Origin of the sequence: Bacillus sp. FSL K6-2841, assembly GCF_037976435.1 — a bacterium.
In the GTDB taxonomy this organism is placed as follows: domain Bacteria; phylum Bacillota; class Bacilli; order Bacillales; family Bacillaceae; genus Bacillus; species Bacillus pumilus.
Genome location: NZ_CP150266.1, coordinates 3,458,350 through 3,484,047, shown reverse-complemented (window position 1 = coordinate 3,484,047; position 25,698 = coordinate 3,458,350). Strand labels below are relative to the sequence as shown.

Genomic DNA, 25,698 nt, shown 5'->3' with positions numbered 1-25,698 from the left:
ATGTACTGAGAAAAAGAGAGGATGAACGTGAGCGAATGTCACAGAAAATTGATAACATAATAGACGCTTTACCAATCATTGGACTAGCTATGAGAGAGCAACTAACCTTTTCTGTTTTAGGGAAAGAGAAGGTTCTTTATTATCAGCAACACGGAAACATTGACCTAGGGTTTAAAGCTGGAGATATCGTAGCTCCAGGATTCGAAAACTTTTCTATGTTGAAAAATGGGAGAGAGCCATCGTTTATTCAAATTCCGAAAGAAGTATACGGGATTCCAATGGATATTGTAGCCGTTCCAATTAAAGATGAAACGGGTCAAGTAGTCGCTGCTTTCTGCGTGGCCTATGACCAGACCAATCAACAACGATTAGATGACATCATGACAGAGAGCAACCAAGCTTCCGAAAAACTAGTCGCAATGGTACAGCAAGTTGCTGCACATTCAGAGGAACTACAAGCGACAAGTGAACAAATTCTACAAAACACGAAAACCACTGTAGAAAATTCCTCTAAAATCAATCAAGTGTCCAATCTTATCAAAGGTATCTCTGATCAAACGAACTTACTTGGACTCAACGCATCAATAGAGGCTGCAAGAGTAGGTGAAGCAGGAGCAGGCTTTGGAGTGGTCGCAACGGAAGTGAGAAAGCTGTCAACTCATGCGAAACAAGCGACGACTGATATTGAAACAGCTTTAAAAGATGTGCAGGGATCGATTAAAGGAATGGAAGAAGAAATAGCACAAATTGTCGCTTCTTCTGAGCATCAAGCAGAGCTTGTAGGCACGTTCACAAAAATTATTGAAGGCCTTCATGAAACAAATGAAACGATGAAATCACTCGCAGAAGACTTAGTGAATTATCAAGTGAAATAAAAAATAGATTGACCAAAACCTCCAAATAAAATGGAGGTTTTTTTCGTTTTAAGGTGGGAAAGTTGTTAGGATATTGACCGATTTATCGCTGACAGGCAGGGTACACTTCTGTATGATAGAAAAAGAGATACTAGTCTGGTCAGTAGACCCATACATAAGGAGGAAGACCATCGTGACACAATCAGCGAAGCTGCAAGAAATCATAGCACCTTACCGTAAAATGTTAGATCAAACTGAACAGCCAACGATTCAACTAAAGATGAAACAAGGAAAAACAAGACCATACGACAGCAAAATTGCAGGTGATCCTTACTTCCCTAAAAACGACGAATATCCAGTTGATGGTGAAGGACACCCTATGAAGCTTTTGGCACAAATTAATTTTGGCCAGCTGCCGAAGCTGAAAGATTATCCAGAAACAGGACTTCTGCAAATTTTTATTTCTGTGCATGATGATCTTTATGGGATGAATATTGACCATAAAACAGAGCAAAAAGATTTTCGGATCAAATTTATTGAGGAACCTTTCTTGGCAGAAGAAGAGTTGTTGACTGATTTTTCTTTTGTGAAAATTCCTGATGATTTTTATTTTCCTGTAACGAAGGAAGGCGCCATTACAGGTGAACGATCAAGTGAAACGATTAGTGTAGGAGATTTCCGCTTTGAGAAAATCACAGGTAAGCGGAGCTGGGACCTATTCGAAGATGTTGAAGGTATTGATGGAGATGAAGCGGATGCTTTGTTAGATGAATTTTATGAAACAGAGAGTGGCTTTGGTCACAAATTGGGTGGATATCCAGGCTTTACACAAGAGGACCCGCGTACCTACGAAGATCAGGAACATACCGTTCTGTTATTACAAATCGACTCAGATGATGAAGTGGATATGCTGTGGGGAGATTGCGGAATCGCCAACTTTTTTATCAAACCAGAAGACCTCAAACGAAAAAATTTCGAGAATGTCGTCTATAATTGGGATTGCTCCTGATTTTGTAAAAAACACTCTTTATAGAGTGTTTTTGTGTATGTTTTTAGACTTTTTTGCCCCTATTTCGTCATTTTTGAGAGGTAATATGTCATTCTTTCTAGTTGACCGTATCAAAAAAAAATGTAAAATCATCTTAAAGTCCTCTTTTTTGAAAATAATAATAACATGACATATCAATCAACAATGAGATGCTCGAAAAAGCGGAATGTACTGGGGGGTATCAATTGATCATTTCGAAAGTAATCAATAATAATGTGGTCAGTGCGTATGATGACGAGCAGCATGAGCTGGTCATTATGGGCAGAGGGATCGCTTTTCAAAAGAAAAGTGGAGACCCGATTGACGAAGAACGTATTGAAAAAGTATTTTCCATTCAAAATAAAGATATATCAGAAAAATTCAAAACCCTGCTTTATGATATTCCAATCGAGTATATGCAAGTGTGTGAGGCGATTATTGATCATGCGAGAACAACCCTTAATAAAAATTTGAATGACAGTATCTATGTAACACTGACAGATCATATCACCTTTGCTATTGAACGTCATCAAAAAGGAATGGACATCAAAAATGCCCTACTATGGGAAATTAAGCGGTTGTACAAAGATGAGTTTATGTGTGGTGTAGAAGCGATTCGGATTATTCAGGACAAGCTTAATATTCATCTTCCTGAGGATGAAGCCGGTTTTATTGCGATGCATATTGTCAATGCAGAGCTCAATGAAGAAATGCCGAACGTAATTCAAATTACCAAACTCATTCAAGATATTTTAAATATCGTTAAGTATCACTTTCAAATTGATTTAGACGAGGAATCATTAAACTATTTCCGTTTTGTCACGCATTTGAAGTTTTTTGGACAGCGTCTGTTTAACGAAACACAAATGGAAAATCAAAATGAATTCCTGTATGAAGTCGTAAAAGAGAAAAACACTGCAGCTTTCCAATGTGCTGAGAAAATTAACGATTATGTTCAAAAAGAACACAACCGAAGTCTCATAGAAGATGAGATGCTATATTTAACTTTGCATATCGACAGAGTGATAAAAAGAAAATAAATTTAAAAAGAAAGCGTTGACATCATAAAATTAACATGATACTTTATAACTATAAACAACATAACCCACAATCTTTTAGGATTGTTACTGGTCAAGCAGGCAAAACCTAAATCATTGTCCCTATCTTTGATAAGGCGTGATTTAGGTTTTTTTGTATCCAAAGACTTATAAAAATTAAATAACGATCAATCGCTATGAAGGATTGTTACTGGTTAAGCAGGCAAAACCTAAATATCGATTAATGTCTGAATCGCTATTTTTCGGACATTAATGGATGTTTAGGTTTTTTCTATATCATGATTTAATCAACGATTGGAGGGTAATACAATGAACCACAAACAAACAGCAAAAGAAGTTCTAGAGCTTGTCGGCGGTGAAAAGAATGTAAAGCAAGTCACGCATTGTATGACAAGACTTCGCTTCAACTTATACGATGAAGGCAAAGCGGATAAAGAGAAGCTGCAATCAACAGACGGGGTCATGGGTGTGAATCAAAGCGGAGGTCAATATCATGTCATTATTGGCAATGATGTTTCAAATGTCTATCAAGCGATGATTGCTGACTCAGGCCTGTCAACAGATGTAAAATCAGGCGGTACAGAAGAAGCGTCAAAACAAAATGTGATATCTAAGCTTTTCGATTTTATCTCTGGTGTCTTCACACCGATTCTTCCAGCCATTGCTGGTGCCGGTATGATCAAAGGGATCTTGGCACTCATGCTTACGTTCCAGTGGATATCGGATAAAAGCAGCACATATGCAATTTTAACAGCTATCGGCGACGGAGCCTTTTACTTCTTACCGATTCTGCTTGCTGTAAGCGTAGCCAAAAAAATTGGCACAAATCAGTATATCGCCGCTGCCATTGCAGCCGCCGCACTGCACCCGCAGTTAACGGCTTTACTAGGCGCAGGAAATACAGAATTTCTAGGGCTACCAGTGGTTGCCGTTGTGTACTCTTCATCGGTCATTCCGATTCTACTCACCATCTGGCTCGGCTCATATGTTGAAAGATTCGCGGAAAAATATAGCCCAAAATCATTGAAGATTATCCTTGTTCCAACGGTCACACTTCTTGTCGTAGTACCAATTATGCTTATTGCAGTAGGACCGCTTGGTGGGATTATCGGAAATGGCCTTTCAGGTGGAATTGATTTATTGTTCAAACATTCAGGTATTTTGGCTGGACTCTTGATCGGTGGCTTCATGTCACCATTGATCATTACGGGCATGCACTATGCACTACTCCCAATTATGATCAACAACATTACGTTAAACGGTTTTGACTTCATTCTTCCAATGATGTTTGTAGCAAATATGGCACAAGCAGGCGCAGCATTCGGTGTCTTCTTAAGATCAAAAAACAAAACATTTAAATCATTGGCGATGTCTACAAGTATCACTGCATTAATGGGTATTACTGAACCTGCTATGTATGGTGTGAACATGCGATTGAAAAAACCGTTCCTTGCAGCCCTCATTGGTGCAGCAGGAGGCGGCGTGTTCATGTCGATCTTTAAAGTAAAATCATATGTGATATCTGGATCAGCAGGTCTCCCGGGTCTCCCGACATTCATTGGCCCAACATTTGTCTACTCTATCATCGGCTTAGTAATCGCCTTTGTCTTAGCAACGATCATGACACTTGTTCTAGGATTCAAAGATGTACCAGTGAAAGATGATACAAAAGCAGATAAACCAGAAGAAAAGAAAGACACAGTAACACTTCAAAATGAAGTGGTACAAAGCCCGCTTGAAGGTCAACTAAAGCCGCTAAATCAAGTAAATGATGCAACATTCTCTAATGAAATCATGGGTAAAGGTACAGCTATTGTCCCAGCAGTTGGACGTGTAGTAGCACCATTTAACGGCAAGGTTGAAACCATTTTTCAAACGAAACATGCCATTGGCTTAAAGAGTGACCATGGCACTGAGCTTCTCATTCATGTTGGAATTGATACGGTGAAGCTCGACGGAAAACATTTCACAAGTCATGTAGAGTCAGGTGATCTTGTTCAAGCAGGAGATGTGCTCGTTGAATTTGATATCGAGAGCATTCAGCAAGAAGGCTATGATGTCACCACACCAATTATTGTGACCAACACAAATGATTTTGCACAAGTTGACGCGAAAACAGAAGGCACGATTTCAGTACTAGAGACACTGCTCACAGTCAGTGTAGAAGAAAATGAGGAGGGCATTCAACATGAACAAGTTAGAAAAAACATTTCCTAAAGGTTTCTTATGGGGCGGCGCTGTTGCGGGCAACCAAATTGAAGGTGCTTATAATAAAGATGGAAAAGGCTTATCGACAGCTGATGTATCACCGCACGGGATTATGCATCCATTCGATGAATCAATGAAAGACTTAAACTTATATCATGATGCGATTGACTTCTACCATCGCTATAAAGAAGATATTGCACTCTTTGCAGAAATGGGATTCAAATGCTTCAGACTCTCTATTTCTTGGCCGCGTATTTTCCCAAATGGCGACGATGCGGAACCAAATGAAGCAGGCCTTGCTTTTTATGACAAAGTATTCGATGAACTGCATAAGCATGGAATTGAACCAGTTGTTACGATTTCTCATTATGAAATGCCGCTTGCACTTGTGAAAAATTACGGTGGTTGGAGAAACCGTAAGCTTGTCGATCTTTATGAAACATATGCGAAAACGTTGTTTACTCGCTATAAAGACAAAGTGAAATATTGGATGACCTTTAATGAAATCAACGTCGTGTTACATGCACCTTTCACAGGGGGCGGCCTTGTGTTTGAAGAGGGCGAAGACGAGAAGAGCATTCAATATCAAGCAGCGCATCACCAATTTGTTGCAAGTGCTTTAGCTGTCAAAGCAGGACACGAAATCATTCCTGATGCGAAAATCGGCTGTATGATTGCAGCGATGACAACTTATCCGTACAGCTCAAGACCAGAAGATATGTTTGCTGCAATGGATCAGGACCGTAAAACATTGTTCTTCTCAGATGTACAGGCAAGAGGTTACTACCCAGGTTACATGAAACGATACTTCCGCGAAAATGGAATTCATATTGAGATCCAAGATGGTGATGAAGACATCCTAAGAAACCATACAGTGGACTATATTGGCTTCAGCTATTATATGAGCTTTGTGACAAGTACAGATCCAGAGGTTCTTGGACAAGTGACTGGTGGTAACCTATTTGAAGGCGTGAAAAACCCTTATCTAGAAGCAAGTGATTGGGGATGGCAAATTGATCCAAAAGGACTTCGTACAACACTAAACCAACTATATGACCGCTACCAAAAACCGTTGTTTATCGTAGAAAATGGATTAGGTGCTGTGGATCAAGTAGAAGAAGACGGTTCCATTCAAGACGATTACCGAATTGATTACCTCAGAAGCCATTTGCTAGAGGCGAGAGAAGCCATTGCAGACGGAGTAGACTTGATGGGTTATACAAGCTGGGGCCCAATTGACCTTGTCAGCGCATCAACAGCTGAAATGAAAAAACGCTACGGCTTCATTTATGTCGACCGTGATAACGAAGGAAAAGGTACATTAGATAGAAAGAAAAAGAAAAGCTTTGATTGGTATAAACAAGTGATTGCGACAAATGGTGATCATTTAGATGCATAAAAGAAAAAGGACAAACCGTTTATACTGCGGTTTGTCTTTTTTTCGTCAAGGGGACTATGAAGTCCACACTTGATCTGCAATCTCAATCACATGACGAAGCTTTTCCCATTGCTGCTCTTCTGTTAACAGATTGCCTTCCTCCGTTGAGGCGAACCCGCATTGCGGACTTAAGCAAATCTGGTTAATATCGACGTATTGAGCCGCTTCCGCGATTCGTTTTTTAATCTGTTCAGCCGGCTCAAGCTCACCGTATTTTGAAGTGACAAGCCCTAGTACGATTTGGAGATTTGGGTTTTTCACATAGCGAAGAGGTTCAAAACCGCCAGAACGATCATCGTCGAATTCTAAAAAGAGACCATCCAGATCTAAGCCAGCAAAAATCGTTTCTGCCGCTGCTTCATATCCGCCTTCAGCTGCCCACGTCGATTTAAAGTTACCACGGCAAATGTGCATAGTGATCACCAAATCCTCTGGACGATCAGCAACCGCTTCATTGATTGTCTTCGCAAATGACTCACGCAGTTCATCTTCTTCTCGGCCAAAGGCTTTGATTTGTTCATGCCCTTTTTCAGAAAAGAACACGGCCCATGCTGTATCATCCAGCTGTAGATAACGGCAGCCTGCATCATAAAAAGCACGGATGGCTTTCTTATACGCTTGTGCCACATCATGGTGGAATGCCTCTAGGCTGTCGTATACTCCTTCTTCAAGCTTTCCACGGAAAAAGAGCATATTCGGACTTGGAATCGTCATTTTAGCTGTATGATCACCAGCGATGCTGTGAAGGAATCGATAATCCTCCAGCATTGGATGATCGGTAAAGTCGATCTTGCCCGTTACCTTGATGCCCCGCGCTTTTGTCGTCGTATTGTGGAATTGAATACCTTGATCCGCTTCAAATCCTTCGACTCCATCTAATCCCTCAAGAAAGTCAAAATGCCACCAAGCACGTCTGAACTCTCCATCTGTGACAACCTCTAATCCAATCTCCTTTTGCTTCTCGACAATACGAGTAATTTCTTCATTTTCAATTTGTCGGAGCTGCTCTGCTGTGAGTGTACCGTCTGCTTTTTGCTTGCGTGCTTCCTTGATACGTTCTGAACGAAGTAAACTGCCTACTTGATCTGCGCGAAATGGCGGTTTCGTTGTTTTCTTTCCAATGGTTTGTACTTGTGTCATGCTGAATCCCTTCTTTCTACAGGTTAAAAATCAAATAAAAAAGCTCTTCCTTGGATAAGGAAGAGCATCATATACTGAGAGAACTCTGCCTTATCTTCAAACAAGCATCTGCTTGCTTAAGGAATTAGCACCATTCTGTTCCAAGGAACAGCGGTTGCCGGGTTTCACAGGGCCAGTCCCTCCACCACTCTTAATAAGGTTACCTTTTGATTCAATTTTCTTAATAAACATAATTATTCAACTTTTGCGAGAGAAAGTCAATGGTTTTTACAGTTAATTTTCTACATGAACAAATCAGCGACGAGAACACCTGCTAGTCCGACAAGTGACAGAACGGTCACCATCAAGGTCCACGTTTTAAAGGTTTGGGCCATAGACAGGTTAAAGTATTCTTTATAAATCCAGAAACCCGCATCATTCACGTGAGAGAACGTAATACTGCCGGCACCTGTTGCGATCACCATTAATTCTGGGCTTACACCTGTCAATCCAATCAAAGGAGCAGAAATGCCAGCCGCTGTGAGACCCGCGACAGTGGCTGATCCTAAAGATACACGAAGGACCGCGGCAATCAGCCAGGTGAGAAGCAGTGGAGAAAGTGTGCTTCCTTGCATGACTCCTGCAATGTATTGATCAACACCGCTATCAATGAGCACCTGTTTAAAGGCGCCGCCACCTGCAATAATTAATAAAATCATTGCAATAGAACCGATAGAATCTGTGATCGATTTCATCACATCCTGCATGCTCTTGCCTCTGCCAAGTCCAAACGTGTAGATAGCAAGAAGCACGGAGATTAACAGTGCAATGGCCGGTTCGCCTAAAAACTCAGCGGTTGGCAGTAATGGAGAGGACGGGAAGAAAATTTCTAAAAATGCTCTGAATGTCATGAGCAGTACAGGCAAAACAGCGGTGAAAATGCTAATGCCGAAGCTTGGCATTTCTTCTTCTGTAAATTCCTTTGGATTAAACAAGTTCTTTGGAATATGTGCGTGTAACTGTTCTTGTTTAAATAGTTTTGTAAAGAGAAGTCCGCCTATTAAAACAGCAGGAATCGCTAAAATAATCCCAACTAATAAAGTTTGTCCCATGTTTGCTTGAAAGACATTTGCAATGGCAGTCGGCCCTGGATGAGGAGGGAGGAAGCCATGTGTGGTGATGAGTGCAGCGACGAGGGGCATACCCACATAAAGCACAGGAAGTCTTGCAGCTTGTGCGATCGTAAAGACTAGTGGAATTAAGATAATGAATCCGGTTTCATAAAATAGAGCAATTCCGATTACAAATCCAGTCAGCATCGTTGCCCATTGAATTCTTCCAATACCGAATCGGTCAATGAGTGTCATCGCAATACGCTGAGCTCCGCCAGAATCAGCCATCAATTTACCAAGCATCGCACCAAAACCGAGAACGAGTGCGAGGTGCCCGAGCGTACTGCCGAGTCCTTTTTCGACGGAAGCAATCGCTTCAAGTGGTGACATTCCTTCTAAAACAGCAACAATTAAAGAAACAATAATCAAAGATATGAAAGCGTTTAACTTAAAGACAACCATGAGTAAAAGCAATAATAAAACGCCAATTCCGATAAACACTAACGACATGATCTTTCCTCCTTTGTGGTGCATAAGGGAGCGCGAAAACACCCCCTATGCTTTATCCTTCAAGTATGTCTACAGCTTCTTTTAACGTATCCCTTGAACCAACATTTCCCGGGAAAATCACATAAGACATAAAAGGGAATTTACTATCTTCGCCTGTTTGCCACACGGGAATGCCTGGTCTGATCTGCCCTGCTACGGTTGCACGTTTCACGTGAAGTCCTCTAGTACCAATATCGCTCGAGGTAATGCCACCTTTGGCAATGAGATACTTAGGACGAATTGTGAGACGCTGGACAATGCTTGTCACAGCATCACTAATTTTTACAGAGAGCTTTAATTCTTCCTCCTGACGATCATTCCCAAGATCAAGCCGTTCTCTTCTTGTATAAACAGCCACAGATTGACCAGATGCTAATAATGCTTCAGTTTGCTGAATCACGCGGTCAATTTCTTGTTGGAATGCTTCAGGCTCTAGCACGAGGTGTGTATTGAATTCAATAAAAGCTACCTCTTTATTTTGTTGAAGCGCCTTTAATTGATCTGTTGTCTTCTTCACATGAGAACCAATCATAATGAGACCACCGTGCGAGCTTTCTTCCTGTATCAAGTCATGTCTTGTTAATAAGGCACGATCCCCTATACCGCCAAGAACTTTTGTAAGTGCCGCCGCACTTCTGAACATGAGTTGCTTTCCTGCTTGAATGGCCTCAATGAGAGCGGTGACAAAGACTTTGACATCGTCATAGTCCACAGCGTTTACAACCACCTTTTTAAAATCGGTCACACTCAAGAGCTGTTTTTTTATTTGATCAATCCGTAAAGCCCGTAGATCATCTAACGAAATGTAGGTGGTGTTCTCTTTCGTGAACAATCCGTCTGACTTTTCTTCAATCCATTCTCCTAGATGAGATGACTGAAAGCCGAATGTGCGATCTCGTGCAAATTCTGTGTCACCAGCAGGAATGAATTCGTGTCCTTCTTGGACGTAATGAATATTGTTGATCGTCAAGCGTCCACCTTCTTGGAAAAAAGGAAGAAGGATTTCTCCATCGAATTGGCGGGAACTTTGTTGTTCAATAGTGGTTCTGAGTACTTCAGTTTCCAGCGGAAAGTGTCCACGAAGAGTGGAATCTCCTCGGCTGATAATGATGAAATCCTGATCAACCCGTTCCGCTACCTTTACAATGGTTGAAGCGATTGTTTCGTGCACAGCCGCCGTTTCCTTCTCTGTCATACTGCGAGAGTTGGTCAAAATAAAGAACATGCGGCTGTCTTCAAGAAAACCGGCTTCGATGCTTTCTTCTGACCAATCGGTGAAAACAGAGACGCCATGTACGGTTTGAATCCCTGTTGGATCATCATCTAATACAATGACTTTATGATGAAAGCTGTTCAGTGCTTGTTCGTATGCTGATTGAATAATCTTTACATCCGTTTTCGGAAGGGTATTCAGTATGTCAGTGCTTTTCTTCATGACTATCTCATCCTTTCTTCACTTCGACATGAGCCATTTTTTCGTAATATTGAACGATGCCGCAATGGTCAAGCCCAGATTTTCCGTCCGCTTTGAGCGCGTGGAAAATTTCGAGCAGCTGGCTAGAAAGCGGGAGAGGAACGCCGATATCATGAGCAGTTTCCATCACATTGGTTAAATCCTTTAAGTTGATGTCGATACGTCCGCCTGGTTCAAAGTTTCGTTCTAAAATGAGAGGGACCTTTGCATCGAGAACAGCACTTCCTGCCAGCCCACCGCGAATGGCTTCATACATTTTGTCAATGGCAATGCCCGATTTAGCAGCAAGAACGAGCGCCTCGGACATAGCGGCAATATTTAAGTTGACGATGATTTGATTGGCGAGCTTCGCTGTTGTTCCGCTTCCATTTGTGCCAACTAATACAACCTCTGTGCCCATCGCAAGCAGGACATCCTTCACTTGCTCAAAGATGGCTTCTTCGCCGCCAGCCATGATGGCAAGTGTTCCGTCTATTGCCTTCGGTTCTCCGCCGCTGACAGGCGCATCGATAAATTCCACCTGATGCTGTTTTGTAAGAGCAGCTAAAGCTCTAGAAGTAACAGGGGAAATTGAGCTCATATCTACGACAATAGTGCCAGGTTTAGCTGTAGCTAAAATACCATGATCACCTGAAACAACTGCCTCTACATGCTCTCCTTTAGGAAGCATTGTAATAATGATATCGCTTTCAGTAGCGGCATCAGCTGCTGAAACGGCACCTTTTGCTCCGGCTTTTTGTAACGCTTGAATCGCTTCCTCATTTAGATCGAACACAGTCACAGTATGACCGGCTTTTAATAGATTGAGTGCCATAGGCTTTCCCATAATACCTAATCCAATGAATCCAATTTTCTTTGTCACATGGAACGCCTCCTATAGAAAACCCTTACAAAAAGCGCTTTCTTTTTCATTTGTTAGTATATATACTATCTTTCGTTTTTGATAGTAGTAAATAAACTATTGTCCATTTAATGTACATGACGTGTTAGGAATGTGTCAACGGAAAATATGAGAAAAGTCACAAAAAAAGACCGGAATCAGCTCCGGCCTTTTGCGTTCATGTTTTATTTTTAGCTACGGCTAATCGAGATCTTTTCACATTTTCTATGGCATTTGATCCTAGTTCTAAAACAGCGGCAACGTATAGTACATCAATGATCACAAGCTGGTTAATACGGGAGATCATGGAGTCAGATCGATAGGTTGTCTCCCTAGAGGAACTGAGCAGATGAAAGTCAGATCGCTTTGCGAGCTCTGATTTCGGATAGCTGGTGATAGAGGCAACCTTTGCTCCCTTTTCTTTAGCAAATTGCACGGCATCAAGAATTTCTCTACTCTCTCCTGAATGGGAGATCGCAACGATAAAATCGTGTTCCGTGGCGTGAGTTGCAATCATGTTCATCATATGCGGATCACTGCATAGACTCACTTCAAAACCAAGCTGGAGGAACTTATGATAAGCATCCCCAGCAATAAAGCTGGATGCACCGGCTCCGAAGAAGACGGTTTTATGTGCCTGATTCATTTGTTCAATGAATTGCGTGACGGCATGGTCTTCTAATATATGTTTCATGTCTTGAATAGAGTTTGTTGTTAACTCTATGACCTTATGTTTAATGTCAGCTACACTATCGGATGCCTCGATCTCACCGTATATGGACTGGGGTGTATTGGTTGCTATATCCTGTGCGACATGGACACGAAACACTTGGTACGATTCATAGCCAATTTTCCGTAAAAACCGAAAGATCGTCGTTTCACTTGTATTGCATTCAGCAGCGAGTGCACTAATGGAATGAAGCACAACTTTCTGAGGGTTTTCTAAAATGTAATTGGCAATCTTTTTCTGGGTTGGAGACAAACTATGAAACGTCGTCCGAATGTGACTAAAAATATTCTCTTCTATGATAAACACCACACTTCATCTAGCATTCTACATTAAGCATACAGGAACTTATGAAAACGGTAAACAAACCCGAAGTGGAAAAAGGAAGAATAATATGGAAATATTGCTTCTTTTGGTTCTTTTGTCATGGTATACTCAATTGGTAATAGACAAAAATGGGGGTTTTTACTATGACAATGAAAAAAGGCCTAACGATCAGTCTGCTCATTTTTTCACTGATTGTTTCGTTGTTTGCGCCAGTTGGATCTGCGGATGCCAAACAAGCAAAAAAAGCGAAAGTAAGCACACACTATTATAAAAAGAAAAAAACGTTTAAATATGCACAGGTGAAAAACCTAAGTAAGGCGCATATGAAAACCATCAATCGTGATTTAAAAGAAGACATCGCGTTCTCTTATTCTACTTACTTGTTCTTAAAGGACGAAGCGAAAAAGGAAGGCTTTGGGAAGATCACGTACGAAAGATCGTTTAAAACGAAATTTAACAATGGGAAGAAACTCAGTATCTTAAACTATGACTACATGAATGATGGTGGAATGCACGGCGATACGATGGTTTCCAGCATGAACTATGTGCTAACGAAGAAAAAGACAAAGCAAGTGTTCTTGACAGACGTTGTGAAAACAAAGAAAAAGCGTACAAAAGTAAGAGATTATATTTATAACTACACAAAGAAACATAAAAGCAAATTCTATGCGAACCTGAAAAAAAGAGACATTGAAATTAACTACAACACGCAGTATTACTTCACGAAAAAGGGAATTGCTGTTGTCTTCCAACCATATGAGATTTCACCTTACTATGTAGGAATTCCGATGATTCAAGTTCCTGCGAAGGTATATAAATAAAAAAACGACCACTGTATCTGGTCGTTTTTTGCTATTTACTCAATCAAAAAGAGCCCCTTATGAGGCTCTTTTTTTAGATTTATACTTGTTTAGGTGCCTCGTTTAGTGGGTGACGGCGTTTTCCGTTGTAGTGGCGGCGCATACGAAAGATTTCAAACTCCGAAAGCTCTGCGCTTTTTCGTTTTGGTGTGCGGTTATCTTTTTTGAAAGAGAATAGTAAGTAGCAGCAAAGTGAAGCGATAATCAATAAAATCATCATATGACATTCCTCCAATTCATCCTATTCTTTAAGTGTAGACAGGGTGAGTGATGTTTATAACTGAAAATAAGCAGCAAATCGGTTTAGTTCTTAAGGTTTAGATGATCTGCTAATTTAGGTCTAAAATACCGGTTGTTTTTAACTATTATATTTCCAGTTATTGCACTCGTCAAGAAGAATTTTTCTGGGGTTGTCTCTATTAGTACGAATAAGTGTCATAAAAGTTTCAGAAAATTGTAAACTTTTATTAAAAAACCGTTCCCGAACAGGAACGGTTTTAAACATATCTATGCTTTTTCTTCAAATAGACGGGCGATTTCAAGGATGACTTCTGTTGCTTTCACCATGTTCTCGACAGAAATAAATTCATATTTACCGTGGAAGTTTTCCCCGCCAGTAAAGATGTTTGGCGTTGGAAGACCTTTATATGAAAGCTGGGAGCCATCTGTACCGCCGCGGATCGGTTCGATCACAGGTGTCACTGAGCGGTTTTCCATTGCTTCATGGGCAATATCCACAATATGTTTCACCGGCTCAATTTTTTCTCTCATATTATAATATTGATCTTGAATTTTGAGATTGATGCTGTTTTCTCCGTAAATGGCTTTTAAGTCATTTGCTATTTTTTTAAATAGTGCTTTGCGATCGTTAAATTTGTCTTTATCAAAATCACGAATAATATATTGCAGCTCTGCTTCTTCAACTTCTCCTACAAACTTCGTGAGATGGAAAAATCCTTCGTAGCCTTCTGTGTATTCCGGAGATTCATCAGAAGGAAGCTTGTTATGGAAGAGCATCCCAATCTTCGCAGCGCTGACCATTTTGTCCTTTGCTGTCCCAGGGTGGACGTTGTTTCCTTTAATGGATACTTTCGCACCTGCTGCATTGAAGCTTTCATATTGCAGCTCCCCGAGCGGTCCTCCGTCAATTGTATACGCATAGGAAGCGCCAAAGGCATCCACATCAAATTTGTGCGGCCCTCTGCCAATCTCTTCATCTGGTGTAAAGGCGACGCGAATTTTTCCATGCTTGATTTCTGGATGCTCGATCAGGTAATGCATGGCAGTCATAATTTCTGCGATACCCGCTTTGTTATCTGCACCAAGCAAGGTTGTGCCATCTGTTGTGATCAGCGTATGTCCTTGATACTTTTGTAAATTTGGAAACTGTGATGGAGATAAAACGATATGTAAATCTTCATTTAAGGTGATGTCGCCGCCTTGATAGTTTTCATGAAGCTGCGGTTTCACATTCTTGCCAGTGAAGTCAGTCGCTGTGTCGATGTGAGCCAGGAAGCCAATAGTGGGTACGTCTTTTTCTGTGTTAGACGGGATCGTTCCCATGACATAGCCGTTTTCATCCATTGTCACTTCTTGAATTCCGATGGACTTCATTTCTTCAACTAGCTGTCTCGCTAAGTTCAACTGTCCTTCAGTCGATGGGCAGCTTTCCTTATCTGCATCCGACTGTGTATCTACTTTCACATAACTTGTGAATCGCTGAATCATTTCTTCTTTCATGTATACGTCACTCCTTTTGTAGAATACGTTCATTTTATCACGTCTTGAATGCGCTTCATAACAAGAAAGGCTTTCTCTGGCAATTAGAGAGGAAAAAGACCTACTTTCATTTTGTGATGTGTTGAATGGTTCTTTAGGGTGATTTTTTTGGGTGTCTTTTTATTTATAATGAGGACATATAAAATCATCCATTTGTACGTTAAATTGGGAGAAAGGGGTGCGAAAGTTGGATTCTAGTCAAACGCTGGCACTCGCTCAAAAGTTTCAGGAAGCAGCTGAGGAGATTCGGCAGTCAAAGCAGTTGCTTGTGAATCGGCTCAAGGCAGTAGGATCAGGCTGGCAGGGAGAAGCAAGGAATAAATTTGATCAAAGCTTTGAGGAAACAACGGCACGCTATGATCAATTCGAAAAGGATTTGCTTGAAACAAGTCAGGAACTGCGCGATGCAGCAGTTAAAATCGAGGAACGGAAAGCTGAAATAGCCAGAATGGAAGAGCTTGAGCGAAAGAGACAAGAAGAACGGAGAGAAAGAAATCGAGAAGGGAGATGATGTGATGGCACGTGACATAGTGGTTGATCCAGATCAGCTGACAGGGCTGGCGAATGATGTTGTAGGCGAACTTTCTGTCATAGAAACGAAGCACCGCGATTTACATAGTGAACTGGATGGTCTCATTTTAGGCTGTGATCCTCGGTATAGAAGCTGTTTTTCAGGCGTCGGGGATGCATGGGGAGCAGGACAAGCGTTGATCAGTAAATTGAGCAGTGATGATATTGCGATTCGTCATGCAAAAGATAAAATGGTCGAAGCGGATGATATTTTACGGAAATTGTACAGTATCTATGATCAATATGGTACACTCACGAGCTTAGCTGGTATTGTGATGATGCAGGCGAAATACTACGGGCTTGGGATGACAACCTTCATTAAAGACAATGGCCGTTATGCAGCGCAGCATTCAAAGCTGCTGCTTGATCTGACCAGCCGGGTAGAAGGAACGAGATTTGACCGACTAGCAAGGATTTGGCTGAGTAAAAAAGAATTATTAAAACGATCAAACTGGTCGATGGCTGATTTGGTTCATAAGAAATTCACAAAATTTTATCCTGACGATACAGTTGCATTCACGAATAGTGTCCGTGACTTTACAAAAGGAAGTATCAATTGGAAGGACACAGCTGCGATCAAGTCTGTTTTGAAAAATGGATCAAGATTCGCCAAAGGAAATGCCATCATTGCAACGGTTGTCACTGGCGCAACAGAAACGGTCGGTTGTGGTTTGAAAATTGCTGAGAACTATGCAGAATTCGGTGATCAGCCAGAAGTCCTTAAGCGTGAAAATGCGAAGGCTGTTGGAAATGCAGTGAACAATACGGTCTTTATTGCTGGCGGGTCTGTCGCAGGTGCCGTTGTCGGAGGAGCTCTTGGAAGCTTTGCGGGACCGATTGGAACCGTCGTTGGAGGAGCCATTGGTTCCGCAGTCGGTGGATTTATAGGAGAAAAAGTCGCCAAGTTGACATCAGGCTTTGCTGAGCAGGTTGCAGTGAAATTAAAGGACCCAATTCATGCGGTCGTGGATAAAGGGAAACAAGCATTCGAGCTGGCGGGTCAAGGTGTGAAAGCAGTTAATGACACCATTGATCAGGCAAATCAGGTGATACATAAAGGGATAGAAAAAACAAAAGAAACCGCAGATTCGCTCATAAAAGGTGCAGGCGATTTCTTTAAGGGTGCATTTTCTTTTGGATAAGGAGAGATCAAGTTGGATCAGCTAAGTCTAAGTATTGAGGAACTCATCTTTAGTTTTTACAGTGAAGGCTATTTTGAACAAGGCATGTCCTTAAAGGAAGCCTATTATCCTGATGTAGAGGACGAGCGCCTAGGGTTTTTATTTGAAATTGCATGTCGCTCTTTGCTCGCAAAAGGTGTACTTGAATTTCGAAACAGACAATATCGTTATAAAGCGGAATACCGTCATTTCATCCAGGCGATGAATGACGCATCTCACACCGTCAAGGCGTCTCGATTTGGGGATGAAGATGAAGAAGTCAGTACCTCCTTTCATACGACACAGATGGGCGTATATGCGCACCATACGCTGTATGATCAACAAGTCCATCAGATTCAAAAACTGAAAGACGACCAGCAGGCAGAGAAGCAAGTGACGGCCTTTTTCAACATAAAGATGAGTGATCACCCTGAATCTGTCATTACTCTGCAAGCAGAGGAATTTGAAAAGCTATTAGAGCAAGCAAGTGAGGCGAATAATGAGTGGCCCTCCTTCCTTCATCGAGCAGAGAACGAAGAACTCGTGCAGGCATTTGTTTCTGATGTACAGAAGAGAAAAGGAAAGATGGACTCCCTAATGAAGGTCGTCTACGACAAAAATAATACGCCTGATGTGGAATCCATGTTATTTGTCATTCCAGGTGAGAAACAGTCGTGGCTTGTGTCGGGAATAAAAGAAAGTGAATTTCGCGTGGAGACGGCTCATAGAGACGGATTACGTTCTATATTCTAATGGAGAAAAGGAGAATGACGCTTGAATCCAAGTGATGTAATAGAAGTGAGAAGCAGGACCTTTCTAAGGGTATGGGCATTCTTAGCAACGGGCGGCTTCGGTATCATCGGTATTTGGCTGTTTTCAGAAGCTCTTACATTTGAATCGAATTATACATTGTTTTTATTTTTAGGCGGATTATTAGGCATTTTCTATGGCTTGATCTCTTTTTTGATGATTCTACCGGCTTTTACGAAGAGGGGAAACGTGATTTTTCGCATTCAGCGCGGAAAAAATGGTGCTGTTCTGCATCGAGAGCGGACGATCCCTTTTCATGATATTCAATCCATTGATATGCGCAGGCATCGGTACAGTGTAAGAGGATTTCTCTTCATGGATGTGCTCATTCGGACAATAGATGGGAAATTGATTAAGATTCCAGCGTACAGTATTTTAGATGAAGAAGTATTCGAGCAAACCGTCAAACAAGAGATCTACCCACATTTAAATCAGGCAGCCCAAGAGAGCTGGAGACAGCAGCATGGTCAGGTCGAAGAATAGATTAACTAGGTAGTATTTTCCAATATTCTAAAGGATGAGGCGCCACTTTTTCGAAAAAATCGTGTATGATGTCAGTAAACACTGAACACTCGGAGAGGTGATGAGAGATGGATAAAGAGATGGTAATCGACCTCGTCACAGAACAAATGGCACGGATTCGAAAAGAAAAGAATTATACGCAGGACCGCATGGCTGAGGTACTTGGTTTATCGAAACGGCATTTGCAGCAGGTTGAAAAAAACAGGCTTCGCCTCAATTGGACGCAAACTGCGGCCGTATGTGCATTATTCAGGGACAGTGACATTTTAAAAGGGACACTCGGGGATGATCCGCTTGAGATTCTGGAAGTTGTGGCACATGATGAATTGCATCTATCGGTGGAACGTACAATCGGCGGAAAGGTTTGGTGGCGGACGTCTATCAAAAAAGGCACATTTCGTCTTCAGCAAAATGTGCTGAGTCAGCATTACCGCATCTTAGATGATGAGAATTATCGCTATTATAGTTCATTTAATAAAGAAGAAGCGAAGCGGCGCTTAGAGGAATTAAGTCAGCTGTCTTCTCCTTATTCTTAAGCAGCTGAAAAAGGAAAGAGAGGCACCCGATTAATAGGGGCCTCTCTTTTCTGTGTTTTATACTTTTAGGGTGTTTTTCGCCCGAATAAAGGCAACAAGCTGTTTGATTTCTTCATCATTTAGGGGAACCCCGTCTACAAGGATTGTTCCTTCTTTTGCTTCCGTCAGTTCAATTTTGATATCAGAGATTTTACGTTGTATCTCTGGCTCGTCCGTTCTACCAAGTAAAAAATCAATGGACGTATCATACAAATCAGCCAGGCGCTTCACTGCTTCAAGCGAAGGTCGTCGGTACCCAGATTCGTAACCGGCATAGGTGCTTTTGGCGATACCTAGGCGATCTGCCGTATGCTGGAGAGACCATTTTTTCTTTTTTCTAAGAGTGGTTAAACGATCGAGTATCATTACATGAACGCTCCTTTATATACAACAACAGTATATCATATTTTGTAATAGAATGTACGCGTTATGCGTAATAATTTCTTGATTAATTCGCGTTATGTGACTATAATGGCAATGAAGGTACGCGTAAAGCGTATATTATAGAATAGCACAAGCTGGCTTATAATATGTGTGACAAACGAAGTAATTTTACTGAAAGAGGTGGACCTGTTGAAGAAATTATTGCTTTTAACCACTGGAGGGACAATTGCATCTGTAGAGAGTGAAAATGGTTTGGCTCCAGGTGTTAAGGCTGAGGACCTTTTAAGCTATTTAAACGAAATTAATGCAGATTACACAATGGACACAAAGTCCCTAATGAGTATAGATAGTACAAATATGCAGCCTGAATACTGGGTGGATATCGCAACAGCCATTTATGAAAATTATGATCAATATGACGGCTTTGTCGTAACGCATGGAACCGATACAATGGCCTATACATCAGCAGCACTATCTTATATGCTGCAAAATCCGGATAAGCCAATTGTCATTACAGGCTCACAAATTCCGATTACGTTCAAGAAAACAGATGCAAAGAAAAACATTACCGATGCCATTCGCTTTGCATGTGACGGCGTAGGCGGCGTATATGTTGTCTTTGATGGCAGAGTCATTCAAGGGACACGCGCAATCAAACTAAGAACGAAAAGCTATGATGCATTTGAAAGTATTAACTATCCATATATTGCATCGATTGAAAACCATCAAATTGAATACAATAGCAAAGTAAAAAGATCGTCAATGAAACCGCTTAAATTAGACGCATCCTTAAACACCGACGTTTGTCTCTTGAAATTGCACCCAGGTCTAAAGCCTGAATTCTTAGATGCAATCAAAGGTGTATACAAAGGAGTCGTCATCGAAAGCTACGGCAGCGGCGGAATTCCTTTCGAAGGAAGAAACCTTTTAGAGAAAATCAACGAATTGCTCGAAGAAGGCATTTCTGTTGTCATCACAACTCAGTGTCTTGAAGAAGGAGAAGACATGAGCGTGTATGAAGTAGGACGCAAAATCAATCAAGAACTAGTGGCACGTTCACGAAACATGAACACAGAGGCCATTGTGCCGAAACTCATGTGGGCACTAGGTAAAACAACAGACCCAAGAGAAGTGAAAAAGATTATGGAAACGCCGATCGCAGAAGATTTAGTGATTTAACTATTCTATAGAAAGCAGGTCATATCAGATGGTTCAAGCAACTTATCGCTATGAGAAGGATTTTCTTGGAGAAAAAGAAATTCTGGCAGACGTGTATTATGGAGTTCAAACCCTTCGTGCAAAGGAAAATTTCCCGATAACTGGATACCGCATGCACGAGGAACTGATTAGAGCCTTTGCCATCGTGAAAAAAGCAGCAGCTCAAGCCAATATGGAAGTTGGGCGTTTATATGAAGGAATTGGAAATGCCATCGTACAAGCTTCTGATGAGGTCATTGAAGGCAAACTGCATGAGTACTTTATTGTAGACCCAATCCAAGGCGGCGCAGGAACGTCGATGAATATGAATGCCAATGAAGTAATTGGAAACAGAGCGCTAGAAATCATGGGACATCAAAAGGGTGAATACATCCATTTAAGCCCAAACACACATGTAAACATGTCACAATCAACGAATGACTCGTTTCCAACAGCGATCCATATTGCTGTATTGAAGCAGTTAGACATTCTGCTTGAGACAATGCAAACGATGCAGGACGTATTCCAAAAGAAAGCGAAAGAATTTGATCATGTGATCAAAATGGGACGTACGCACCTGCAGGATGCTGTTCCAATTCGTTTAGGACAGGAATTTGAAGCTTACAGCCGCGTGCTCAGCCGCGATATTAAGCGGATCAACCAATCAAAACAGCATTTATATGAAGTCAATATGGGGGCAACAGCAGTTGGGACAGGCTTAAACGCAGATCCTCGTTATATTGAGATCGTCGTGAAGAAGCTAGCCGATATTTCTGGTCTTCCACTTGTAGGCGCAGAACATCTTGTGGATGCGACGCAAAATACAGATGCTTACACAGAAGTCTCTGCCGCATTAAAAGTATGCATGATGAACATGTCTAAGATTGCCAATGACCTTCGTCTAATGGCTTCTGGTCCGCGTGCAGGTCTTGCTGAAATTGCATTGCCAGCTCGTCAGCCAGGATCATCCATTATGCCTGGGAAAGTCAATCCAGTCATGGCAGAGCTCATTAACCAAATCGCATTCCAGGTCATTGGGAATGACCACACCATCTGTCTTGCCTCTGAAGCAGGTCAGCTTGAGTTAAATGTGATGGAGCCTGTTTTGGTCTTTAACTTACTTCAATCTATTAGTATAATGAATAACGGATTCCGTTCATTCACAGATCATTGCTTAGTGGACATTGAAGCAAATGAAAAACGTTTGAAAGAATATGTAGAAAAAAGCGCAGGCGTGATCACTGCCGTGAATCCTCATTTAGGCTATGAAGCAGCGGCTAGAATCGCAAGGGAAGCCATTTTGACAGGACAATCGATCAGAGATCTTTGCTTGCAAAATGATGTGTTAACAGAAGAAGAACTTGATATTATTTTGAATCCATTCGAGATGACAAAGCCTGGAATTGCGGGTGCAGAGCTCCTAGAGCGATAATAATATCAAAAATTTTATTTTATTAATATGTAGAATTGCCTGTGAAATAGAGAAAAACAGGCAATTCACTTTCTTTCGAATTGACACACTTTTTTCACAATATTTTGAAAACGCTTAACGCGTACACAAAGGGAGGAAACACAATGAAATCACCACGTCTGCCGTCTATGTTAGAAGTCGTGTCTGTACTTGGCTTGTTTTTAGCAATTGTTTTATCTTTTACTCTTTATTTCAAATTGGATATTCAACTAGCATTGTTTATCTCATGGTTTATGGTTATCGCATTAGGTATTCGATTGGGGCATTCCTATAAGGATCTTCAAAATGCGATCACAAAAGGGATATCGAATGGTTTAGAAGCCATTTTAATCTTAATTGCAGTAGGTGCACTTGTTGGTACATGGATTGCAGGTGGGGTTGTACCTACGTTAATCTATTATGGTTTAGAATTTATTCATCCTAATATCTTCTTATTAGCTACACTTGTCATCTGTGCACTCATGTCCATTGCAACAGGAACCTCTTGGGGGACGGTTGGAACGGCAGGGATTGCGATGATCGCAATTGGTGAAGGGCTAGGTATTCCACTTCCGATCGTGGCAGGTGCCGTCTTATCCGGTGCTTATTTTGGAGATAAATTATCCCCATTATCAGATAGTACAGTGCTCGCTTCCTCTCTTTCAAAAGTGGACGTGCTGGCACATGTTCGAGCGATGATGGTTTTATCCATACCAGCCTTTGTCATTACGGCCATTATGTTTACGGTTACAGGCTTTATGTATGGCGGACGCAACATTGATCAAAATAAAGTAGAATTTTTGAAAAATGCCCTGCATGATACATTTACCATTAACATTTGGATGGTCATCCCAGCAGTAGTGGTTGTATTACTGCTCGTATTTAAGAAACCTTCAATGCCTGTTATTGCCATTGGTGCTCTTTTAGGATCTATTTGGGCAATGGCTTTCCAAGGAATGAATCCGGCAGATGCGATTGGTTCAGCATACAATGGCTTCTCTATTAATTCAGATGTAGATTTCTTAAATACGCTGTTAAATCGTGGTGGTATTGTGAATATGCTTGGATCTTTAGTGGTCATTATTCTCGGGCTTGGGTTTGGTGGCGTACTTGAATATCTAGGCGTTCTAAAAGTGATTGTCTCTACTTTTGAGAAGAAATTATATAATGCAGGAAATGTAACCCTATCTACACTTGTTGTAGCATTCTTTGCCAATATTTTTGGATGTGCAATGTACGTTTCATTAATTCTTACACCGAAAATAATGGAGAAAAGCTACGATAAATTGAAAATAGACAGACGCGTTCTATCTAGAAACGCTGAAGTCGGTGGAACAATGACGTCTGGTATGGTCCCTTGGTCAGATAACGGGATTTATATGGCGGGAATTCTAGGCGTATCCACATTCTCTTATTTACCATTCATGTGGTTGAGCTTTGTTGCCATCGGTCTTGCTATTATTTATGGATATACAGGGAAATTCATCTGGTACGTTAAGAATCCACAAGAATCAGAAGAATCGGCTTCATAAGCCGTTTACAAAAGCCGCTCCTCAACCGGGCGGCTTTTGTTTGTCCTAGGTCTTTATAGCTATATGTGACATGCAACAAATAATCAGGATTTAAGACCCCCTATAAAAGAGGTCTTAAGGGGTAATGAGAAGCAGAATGAAAGCATATTTATCCCATAAAAAGGGTACAAATCCCTATTCAAACGTGAGTCTTTGAACCTTATAATAACAATAATGGAAAAAGTGCTATTCACCTTACGCTTGTTTAGATGAACTCTAAGCAGCGTTTTTATTTTTTGTCAGGAGGAGGAACCCATAATGAGCTTATCGGATATGCTGTCTGCCCTAAATGGTGGCATTACAAGTAAAAAAGCAGAAATCGAAGAAAAAATCGCTCGACTGAAAAAGGCGAAAAGTAAGGTCGAACGTGAACAAGATGCGGCAGAAACAGACCTGAAGCAAATCAAGCAGCCAAAGCTTGGGACCTCTTGGAAAGGTGAACGAAGCCAGGATTTCAAATCAGAGCGGAATGAAGCACATGATGCGCTGCAAACGATTGTAAACGATAAGTACCCGCGTTACGTGAGCCGCATCGAATTCAAAATCAGTACGTTGGAAGCCGAACAAGCTGCGTTATCCTTTGCCAGTTCCCTAGCTGGAGACGCCGCACGTCTTGCTGAAAAAGGAGAAGACGCAGTAGAGGACGCCAAACGCTTGATCTCAAAAGCATGGAGCAGCTTATAAGCCCCTTCATGCTGAACAAACCTGGAGGATATCAAGATGGGACAAATTAAATTAAACTACCAAACAGTTATGGATCAACTAGATGAAGTCTCCCAAGCAGTCGAAGCATTAACGATGAAAAAAGCAGCAGATAAAGCAGGTGAAAACAGCCTTGAATTTGTAACCAAGTGGACGGCACGCGAGGCAGAGGTGAACGAAATGGTCTCAAGTTTTAAAGAAGCCTTAACCAAAAATGTCCAGGACACGCGCTCGAATGTGAAAACCTTAAAAGAACAAGACGAAGCGATTGCGGCAAAATAATGGCAATCATTTTTCTAATGGGTTTCATGGTATGATGCGAAATATAGATCTAAGGACTCATATATAAAACGGGATGTAAGACCTTGTATTATTCCTCTTTTCTTCCAAACACGTCACTAAAAGGACACCTTTTCCCTATTTAAGACTGAGGCTTTTCACCTTATACTATACTTAATGAAAGCCAAACGATAGAAATGCCAGGTTTGGAAAAATCAAGTGAGTCGATCGTTTCCAAGGCTCTGATCTGTGCTTTCGTATGAGGTCCGATAGAGGTGGATGACATGAGTTTATCCGAGATGCTACACCATCTGCATATGGGAATTGAAAACAGACGTGCAGAATTTGATGACATGATCTCTCGGTTAAAGACAGCCAAAAGCAATATTCGAACAGAACAAGATCTTGCGCAGTCTGACATAAAGGAAATCAAGAAGCCTGCTCTAGATTCGTCATGGAAAGGTGAGAGAGGAACCGACTTTCATCGCCACCGAAAAGATGCTTATCATGTCATGCATGACATCGTGAACAATGAGTATGAAAAATATATCGCAGAGATTGATCAAAAAATCTTGCACTTTGAATTGAAAAAAATGGAGCTGGCTGTTGCCAGTAACTTTGCCGGAAGAGCCCAGGACGTGATGGAAAAGGGTGAGGATTTTGCACTCGATGTTAAACATCTGATTGAACGGGGCTGGAAGGCTCTTTAAAATAATAAAAACAGCCGTCTCATTAGCGAGCGGCTGTTTTTTTGTTTAGTCACATCCACCACCACTATCCCCGGAATCTCCTCCGCAGGAGGCATCAGAAGCGTGATGAGTATAAGAATCAGTATAGTTACTTGATGTTGAACTGTGATGTGAAGAACGCTTAGCAGACGTACGCTGATCCTTTGATGTGAATAAATGGGCAATGATTGCTCCTAAAGAAGCCAATATCATCATAATAACAAACATAAAAGAACCCATGATGCATCCCTCCTCTTGTTTTCTATTCATACGAATGAGCCATATCGTGGTTCCCGACTTGAAAGAAAAACTGGGCAAAGAGTTCTACTTTCGTTTAT

General features: G+C 41.3%; 26 protein-coding genes and 1 riboswitch. Of the genes, 17 read left to right on the top strand and 9 right to left on the bottom strand.

The window, feature by feature from the left end; translation table 11 throughout:
• The first annotated feature begins 35 nt into the window (after positions 1-35).
• The 5 genes from MHH68_RS17865 to MHH68_RS17845 all read left to right on the top strand — a co-directional run bounded on the left by MHH68_RS17865 (position 36) and on the right by MHH68_RS17845 (position 6,546).
• A complete protein-coding gene (locus MHH68_RS17865; RefSeq protein WP_058013315.1) occupies positions 36-875 on the top strand; it encodes a methyl-accepting chemotaxis protein in 840 nt (279 codons plus the stop codon).
• Between the two features lie 172 nt (positions 876-1,047).
• Positions 1,048-1,863 carry a YwqG family protein gene (locus MHH68_RS17860; protein WP_061410035.1) on the top strand — a complete coding sequence of 272 codons (816 nt, stop codon included), beginning with the start codon at positions 1,048-1,050 and terminating at the stop codon, positions 1,861-1,863.
• Positions 1,864-2,087: 224 nt separating this feature from the next.
• Complete coding sequence (locus MHH68_RS17855; protein WP_058013317.1) at positions 2,088-2,921, top strand: PRD domain-containing protein; 834 nt, start codon at positions 2,088-2,090, stop codon at positions 2,919-2,921.
• A 327-nt stretch (positions 2,922-3,248) separates the two neighbouring features.
• Positions 3,249-5,156 carry a beta-glucoside-specific PTS transporter subunit IIABC gene (locus MHH68_RS17850; protein ID WP_339164496.1) on the top strand — a complete coding sequence of 636 codons (1,908 nt, stop codon included), beginning with the start codon at positions 3,249-3,251 and terminating at the stop codon, positions 5,154-5,156.
• Positions 5,128-6,546: a glycoside hydrolase family 1 protein gene (locus MHH68_RS17845; RefSeq protein WP_144461466.1), complete on the top strand. Its 1,419-nt coding sequence runs from the start codon at positions 5,128-5,130 to the stop codon at positions 6,544-6,546. The genes MHH68_RS17850 and MHH68_RS17845 overlap by 29 nt, the downstream gene beginning before the upstream one ends.
• A gap of 54 nt (positions 6,547-6,600) precedes the next feature.
• Here the strand turns inward: MHH68_RS17845 and MHH68_RS17840 are convergent, their stop codons facing one another.
• The 5 genes from MHH68_RS17840 to MHH68_RS17820 form a co-directional block, all read right to left on the bottom strand.
• Positions 6,601-7,725, bottom strand: a complete 1,125-nt coding sequence (locus tag MHH68_RS17840) for a 5-methyltetrahydropteroyltriglutamate--homocysteine S-methyltransferase (RefSeq protein WP_058013320.1) — start codon at positions 7,723-7,725, stop codon at positions 6,601-6,603.
• A gap of 87 nt (positions 7,726-7,812) precedes the next feature.
• A riboswitch (SAM riboswitch) is annotated at positions 7,813-7,925 on the bottom strand.
• Positions 7,926-8,006: 81 nt separating this feature from the next.
• Positions 8,007-9,326: a gluconate:H+ symporter gene (locus MHH68_RS17835; RefSeq protein WP_339164494.1), complete on the bottom strand. Its 1,320-nt coding sequence runs from the start codon at positions 9,324-9,326 to the stop codon at positions 8,007-8,009.
• 52 nt (positions 9,327-9,378) lie between these two features.
• Positions 9,379-10,800, bottom strand: coding sequence for a four-carbon acid sugar kinase family protein (locus tag MHH68_RS17830; protein ID WP_339164492.1), 1,422 nt, complete (start codon positions 10,798-10,800; stop codon positions 9,379-9,381).
• Positions 10,801-10,807: 7 nt separating this feature from the next.
• Complete coding sequence (gene garR, locus MHH68_RS17825) at positions 10,808-11,701, bottom strand: 2-hydroxy-3-oxopropionate reductase (RefSeq protein WP_339164490.1); 894 nt, start codon at positions 11,699-11,701, stop codon at positions 10,808-10,810.
• Positions 11,702-11,897: 196 nt separating this feature from the next.
• Entirely contained in the window at positions 11,898-12,755 is an 858-nt protein-coding gene (locus tag MHH68_RS17820; protein WP_186306799.1) for a MurR/RpiR family transcriptional regulator, read from the bottom strand.
• Positions 12,756-12,916: 161 nt separating this feature from the next.
• On the opposite strand from MHH68_RS17820, the gene MHH68_RS17815 reads away from it, so the two are divergent.
• Positions 12,917-13,594, top strand: coding sequence for a DUF3298 and DUF4163 domain-containing protein (locus MHH68_RS17815; protein WP_058013325.1), 678 nt, complete (start codon positions 12,917-12,919; stop codon positions 13,592-13,594).
• Between the two features lie 79 nt (positions 13,595-13,673).
• On the opposite strand, the gene MHH68_RS17810 is transcribed toward MHH68_RS17815, so the two are convergent.
• Both MHH68_RS17810 and pepT read right to left on the bottom strand, forming a co-directional pair.
• Positions 13,674-13,853, bottom strand: coding sequence for a hypothetical protein (locus MHH68_RS17810; protein WP_041816054.1), 180 nt, complete (start codon positions 13,851-13,853; stop codon positions 13,674-13,676).
• A gap of 287 nt (positions 13,854-14,140) precedes the next feature.
• The gene (gene pepT, locus MHH68_RS17805) at positions 14,141-15,373 is read right to left on the bottom strand and encodes a peptidase T (protein ID WP_339164487.1); all 1,233 of its coding nucleotides are present in this window, start codon (positions 15,371-15,373) and stop codon (positions 14,141-14,143) included.
• 226 nt (positions 15,374-15,599) lie between these two features.
• Here pepT and MHH68_RS17800 point away from each other — a divergent pair, with 226 nt between their 5' ends.
• The 5 genes from MHH68_RS17800 to MHH68_RS17780 all read left to right on the top strand — a co-directional run bounded on the left by MHH68_RS17800 (position 15,600) and on the right by MHH68_RS17780 (position 19,010).
• Positions 15,600-15,923, top strand: coding sequence for a WXG100 family type VII secretion target (locus MHH68_RS17800; RefSeq protein WP_058013327.1), 324 nt, complete (start codon positions 15,600-15,602; stop codon positions 15,921-15,923).
• Positions 15,924-15,927: 4 nt separating this feature from the next.
• On the top strand, positions 15,928-17,124 hold the full coding sequence (locus tag MHH68_RS17795) for a glycine zipper domain-containing protein (protein ID WP_144461480.1): 1,197 nt from the start codon (positions 15,928-15,930) through the stop codon (positions 17,122-17,124).
• A gap of 12 nt (positions 17,125-17,136) precedes the next feature.
• Positions 17,137-17,895, top strand: coding sequence for a hypothetical protein (locus MHH68_RS17790; protein ID WP_058013328.1), 759 nt, complete (start codon positions 17,137-17,139; stop codon positions 17,893-17,895).
• A 21-nt stretch (positions 17,896-17,916) separates the two neighbouring features.
• Positions 17,917-18,435, top strand: a complete 519-nt coding sequence (locus MHH68_RS17785; protein WP_058013329.1) for a YfjD family protein — start codon at positions 17,917-17,919, stop codon at positions 18,433-18,435.
• A 107-nt stretch (positions 18,436-18,542) separates the two neighbouring features.
• Complete coding sequence (locus tag MHH68_RS17780; protein ID WP_012011745.1) at positions 18,543-19,010, top strand: helix-turn-helix transcriptional regulator; 468 nt, start codon at positions 18,543-18,545, stop codon at positions 19,008-19,010.
• Positions 19,011-19,067: 57 nt separating this feature from the next.
• On the opposite strand, the gene MHH68_RS17775 is transcribed toward MHH68_RS17780, so the two are convergent.
• A complete protein-coding gene (locus MHH68_RS17775) occupies positions 19,068-19,415 on the bottom strand; it encodes a helix-turn-helix transcriptional regulator (protein ID WP_003214932.1) in 348 nt (115 codons plus the stop codon).
• Positions 19,416-19,622: 207 nt separating this feature from the next.
• Here MHH68_RS17775 and MHH68_RS17770 point away from each other — a divergent pair, with 207 nt between their 5' ends.
• The 6 genes from MHH68_RS17770 (at position 19,623) to MHH68_RS17745 (ending at position 25,342) form a co-directional block, all read left to right on the top strand.
• Positions 19,623-20,612 carry an asparaginase gene (locus MHH68_RS17770; protein WP_058013330.1) on the top strand — a complete coding sequence of 330 codons (990 nt, stop codon included), beginning with the start codon at positions 19,623-19,625 and terminating at the stop codon, positions 20,610-20,612.
• A 28-nt stretch (positions 20,613-20,640) separates the two neighbouring features.
• Positions 20,641-22,062 carry an aspartate ammonia-lyase gene (gene aspA, locus MHH68_RS17765; protein WP_012011744.1) on the top strand — a complete coding sequence of 474 codons (1,422 nt, stop codon included), beginning with the start codon at positions 20,641-20,643 and terminating at the stop codon, positions 22,060-22,062.
• Between the two features lie 143 nt (positions 22,063-22,205).
• The gene (gene nhaC, locus MHH68_RS17760) at positions 22,206-23,612 is read left to right on the top strand and encodes a Na+/H+ antiporter NhaC (RefSeq protein ID WP_169055994.1); all 1,407 of its coding nucleotides are present in this window, start codon (positions 22,206-22,208) and stop codon (positions 23,610-23,612) included.
• 297 nt (positions 23,613-23,909) lie between these two features.
• Positions 23,910-24,335: a DUF5082 family protein gene (locus tag MHH68_RS17755; protein WP_050944558.1), complete on the top strand. Its 426-nt coding sequence runs from the start codon at positions 23,910-23,912 to the stop codon at positions 24,333-24,335.
• Between the two features lie 36 nt (positions 24,336-24,371).
• On the top strand, positions 24,372-24,635 hold the full coding sequence (locus MHH68_RS17750; RefSeq protein WP_058013332.1) for a YwqI/YxiC family protein: 264 nt from the start codon (positions 24,372-24,374) through the stop codon (positions 24,633-24,635).
• A gap of 281 nt (positions 24,636-24,916) precedes the next feature.
• Positions 24,917-25,342 (top strand): DUF5082 family protein, encoded by a 426-nt coding sequence (locus tag MHH68_RS17745; protein WP_003214784.1) that lies wholly within the window; start codon positions 24,917-24,919, stop codon positions 25,340-25,342.
• Positions 25,343-25,387: 45 nt separating this feature from the next.
• Here MHH68_RS17745 and MHH68_RS17740 read toward each other — a convergent pair whose 3' ends face one another.
• Positions 25,388-25,600, bottom strand: a complete 213-nt coding sequence (locus MHH68_RS17740; protein WP_257474592.1) for a hypothetical protein — start codon at positions 25,598-25,600, stop codon at positions 25,388-25,390.
• Between the last annotated feature and the right edge of the window lie 98 nt (positions 25,601-25,698).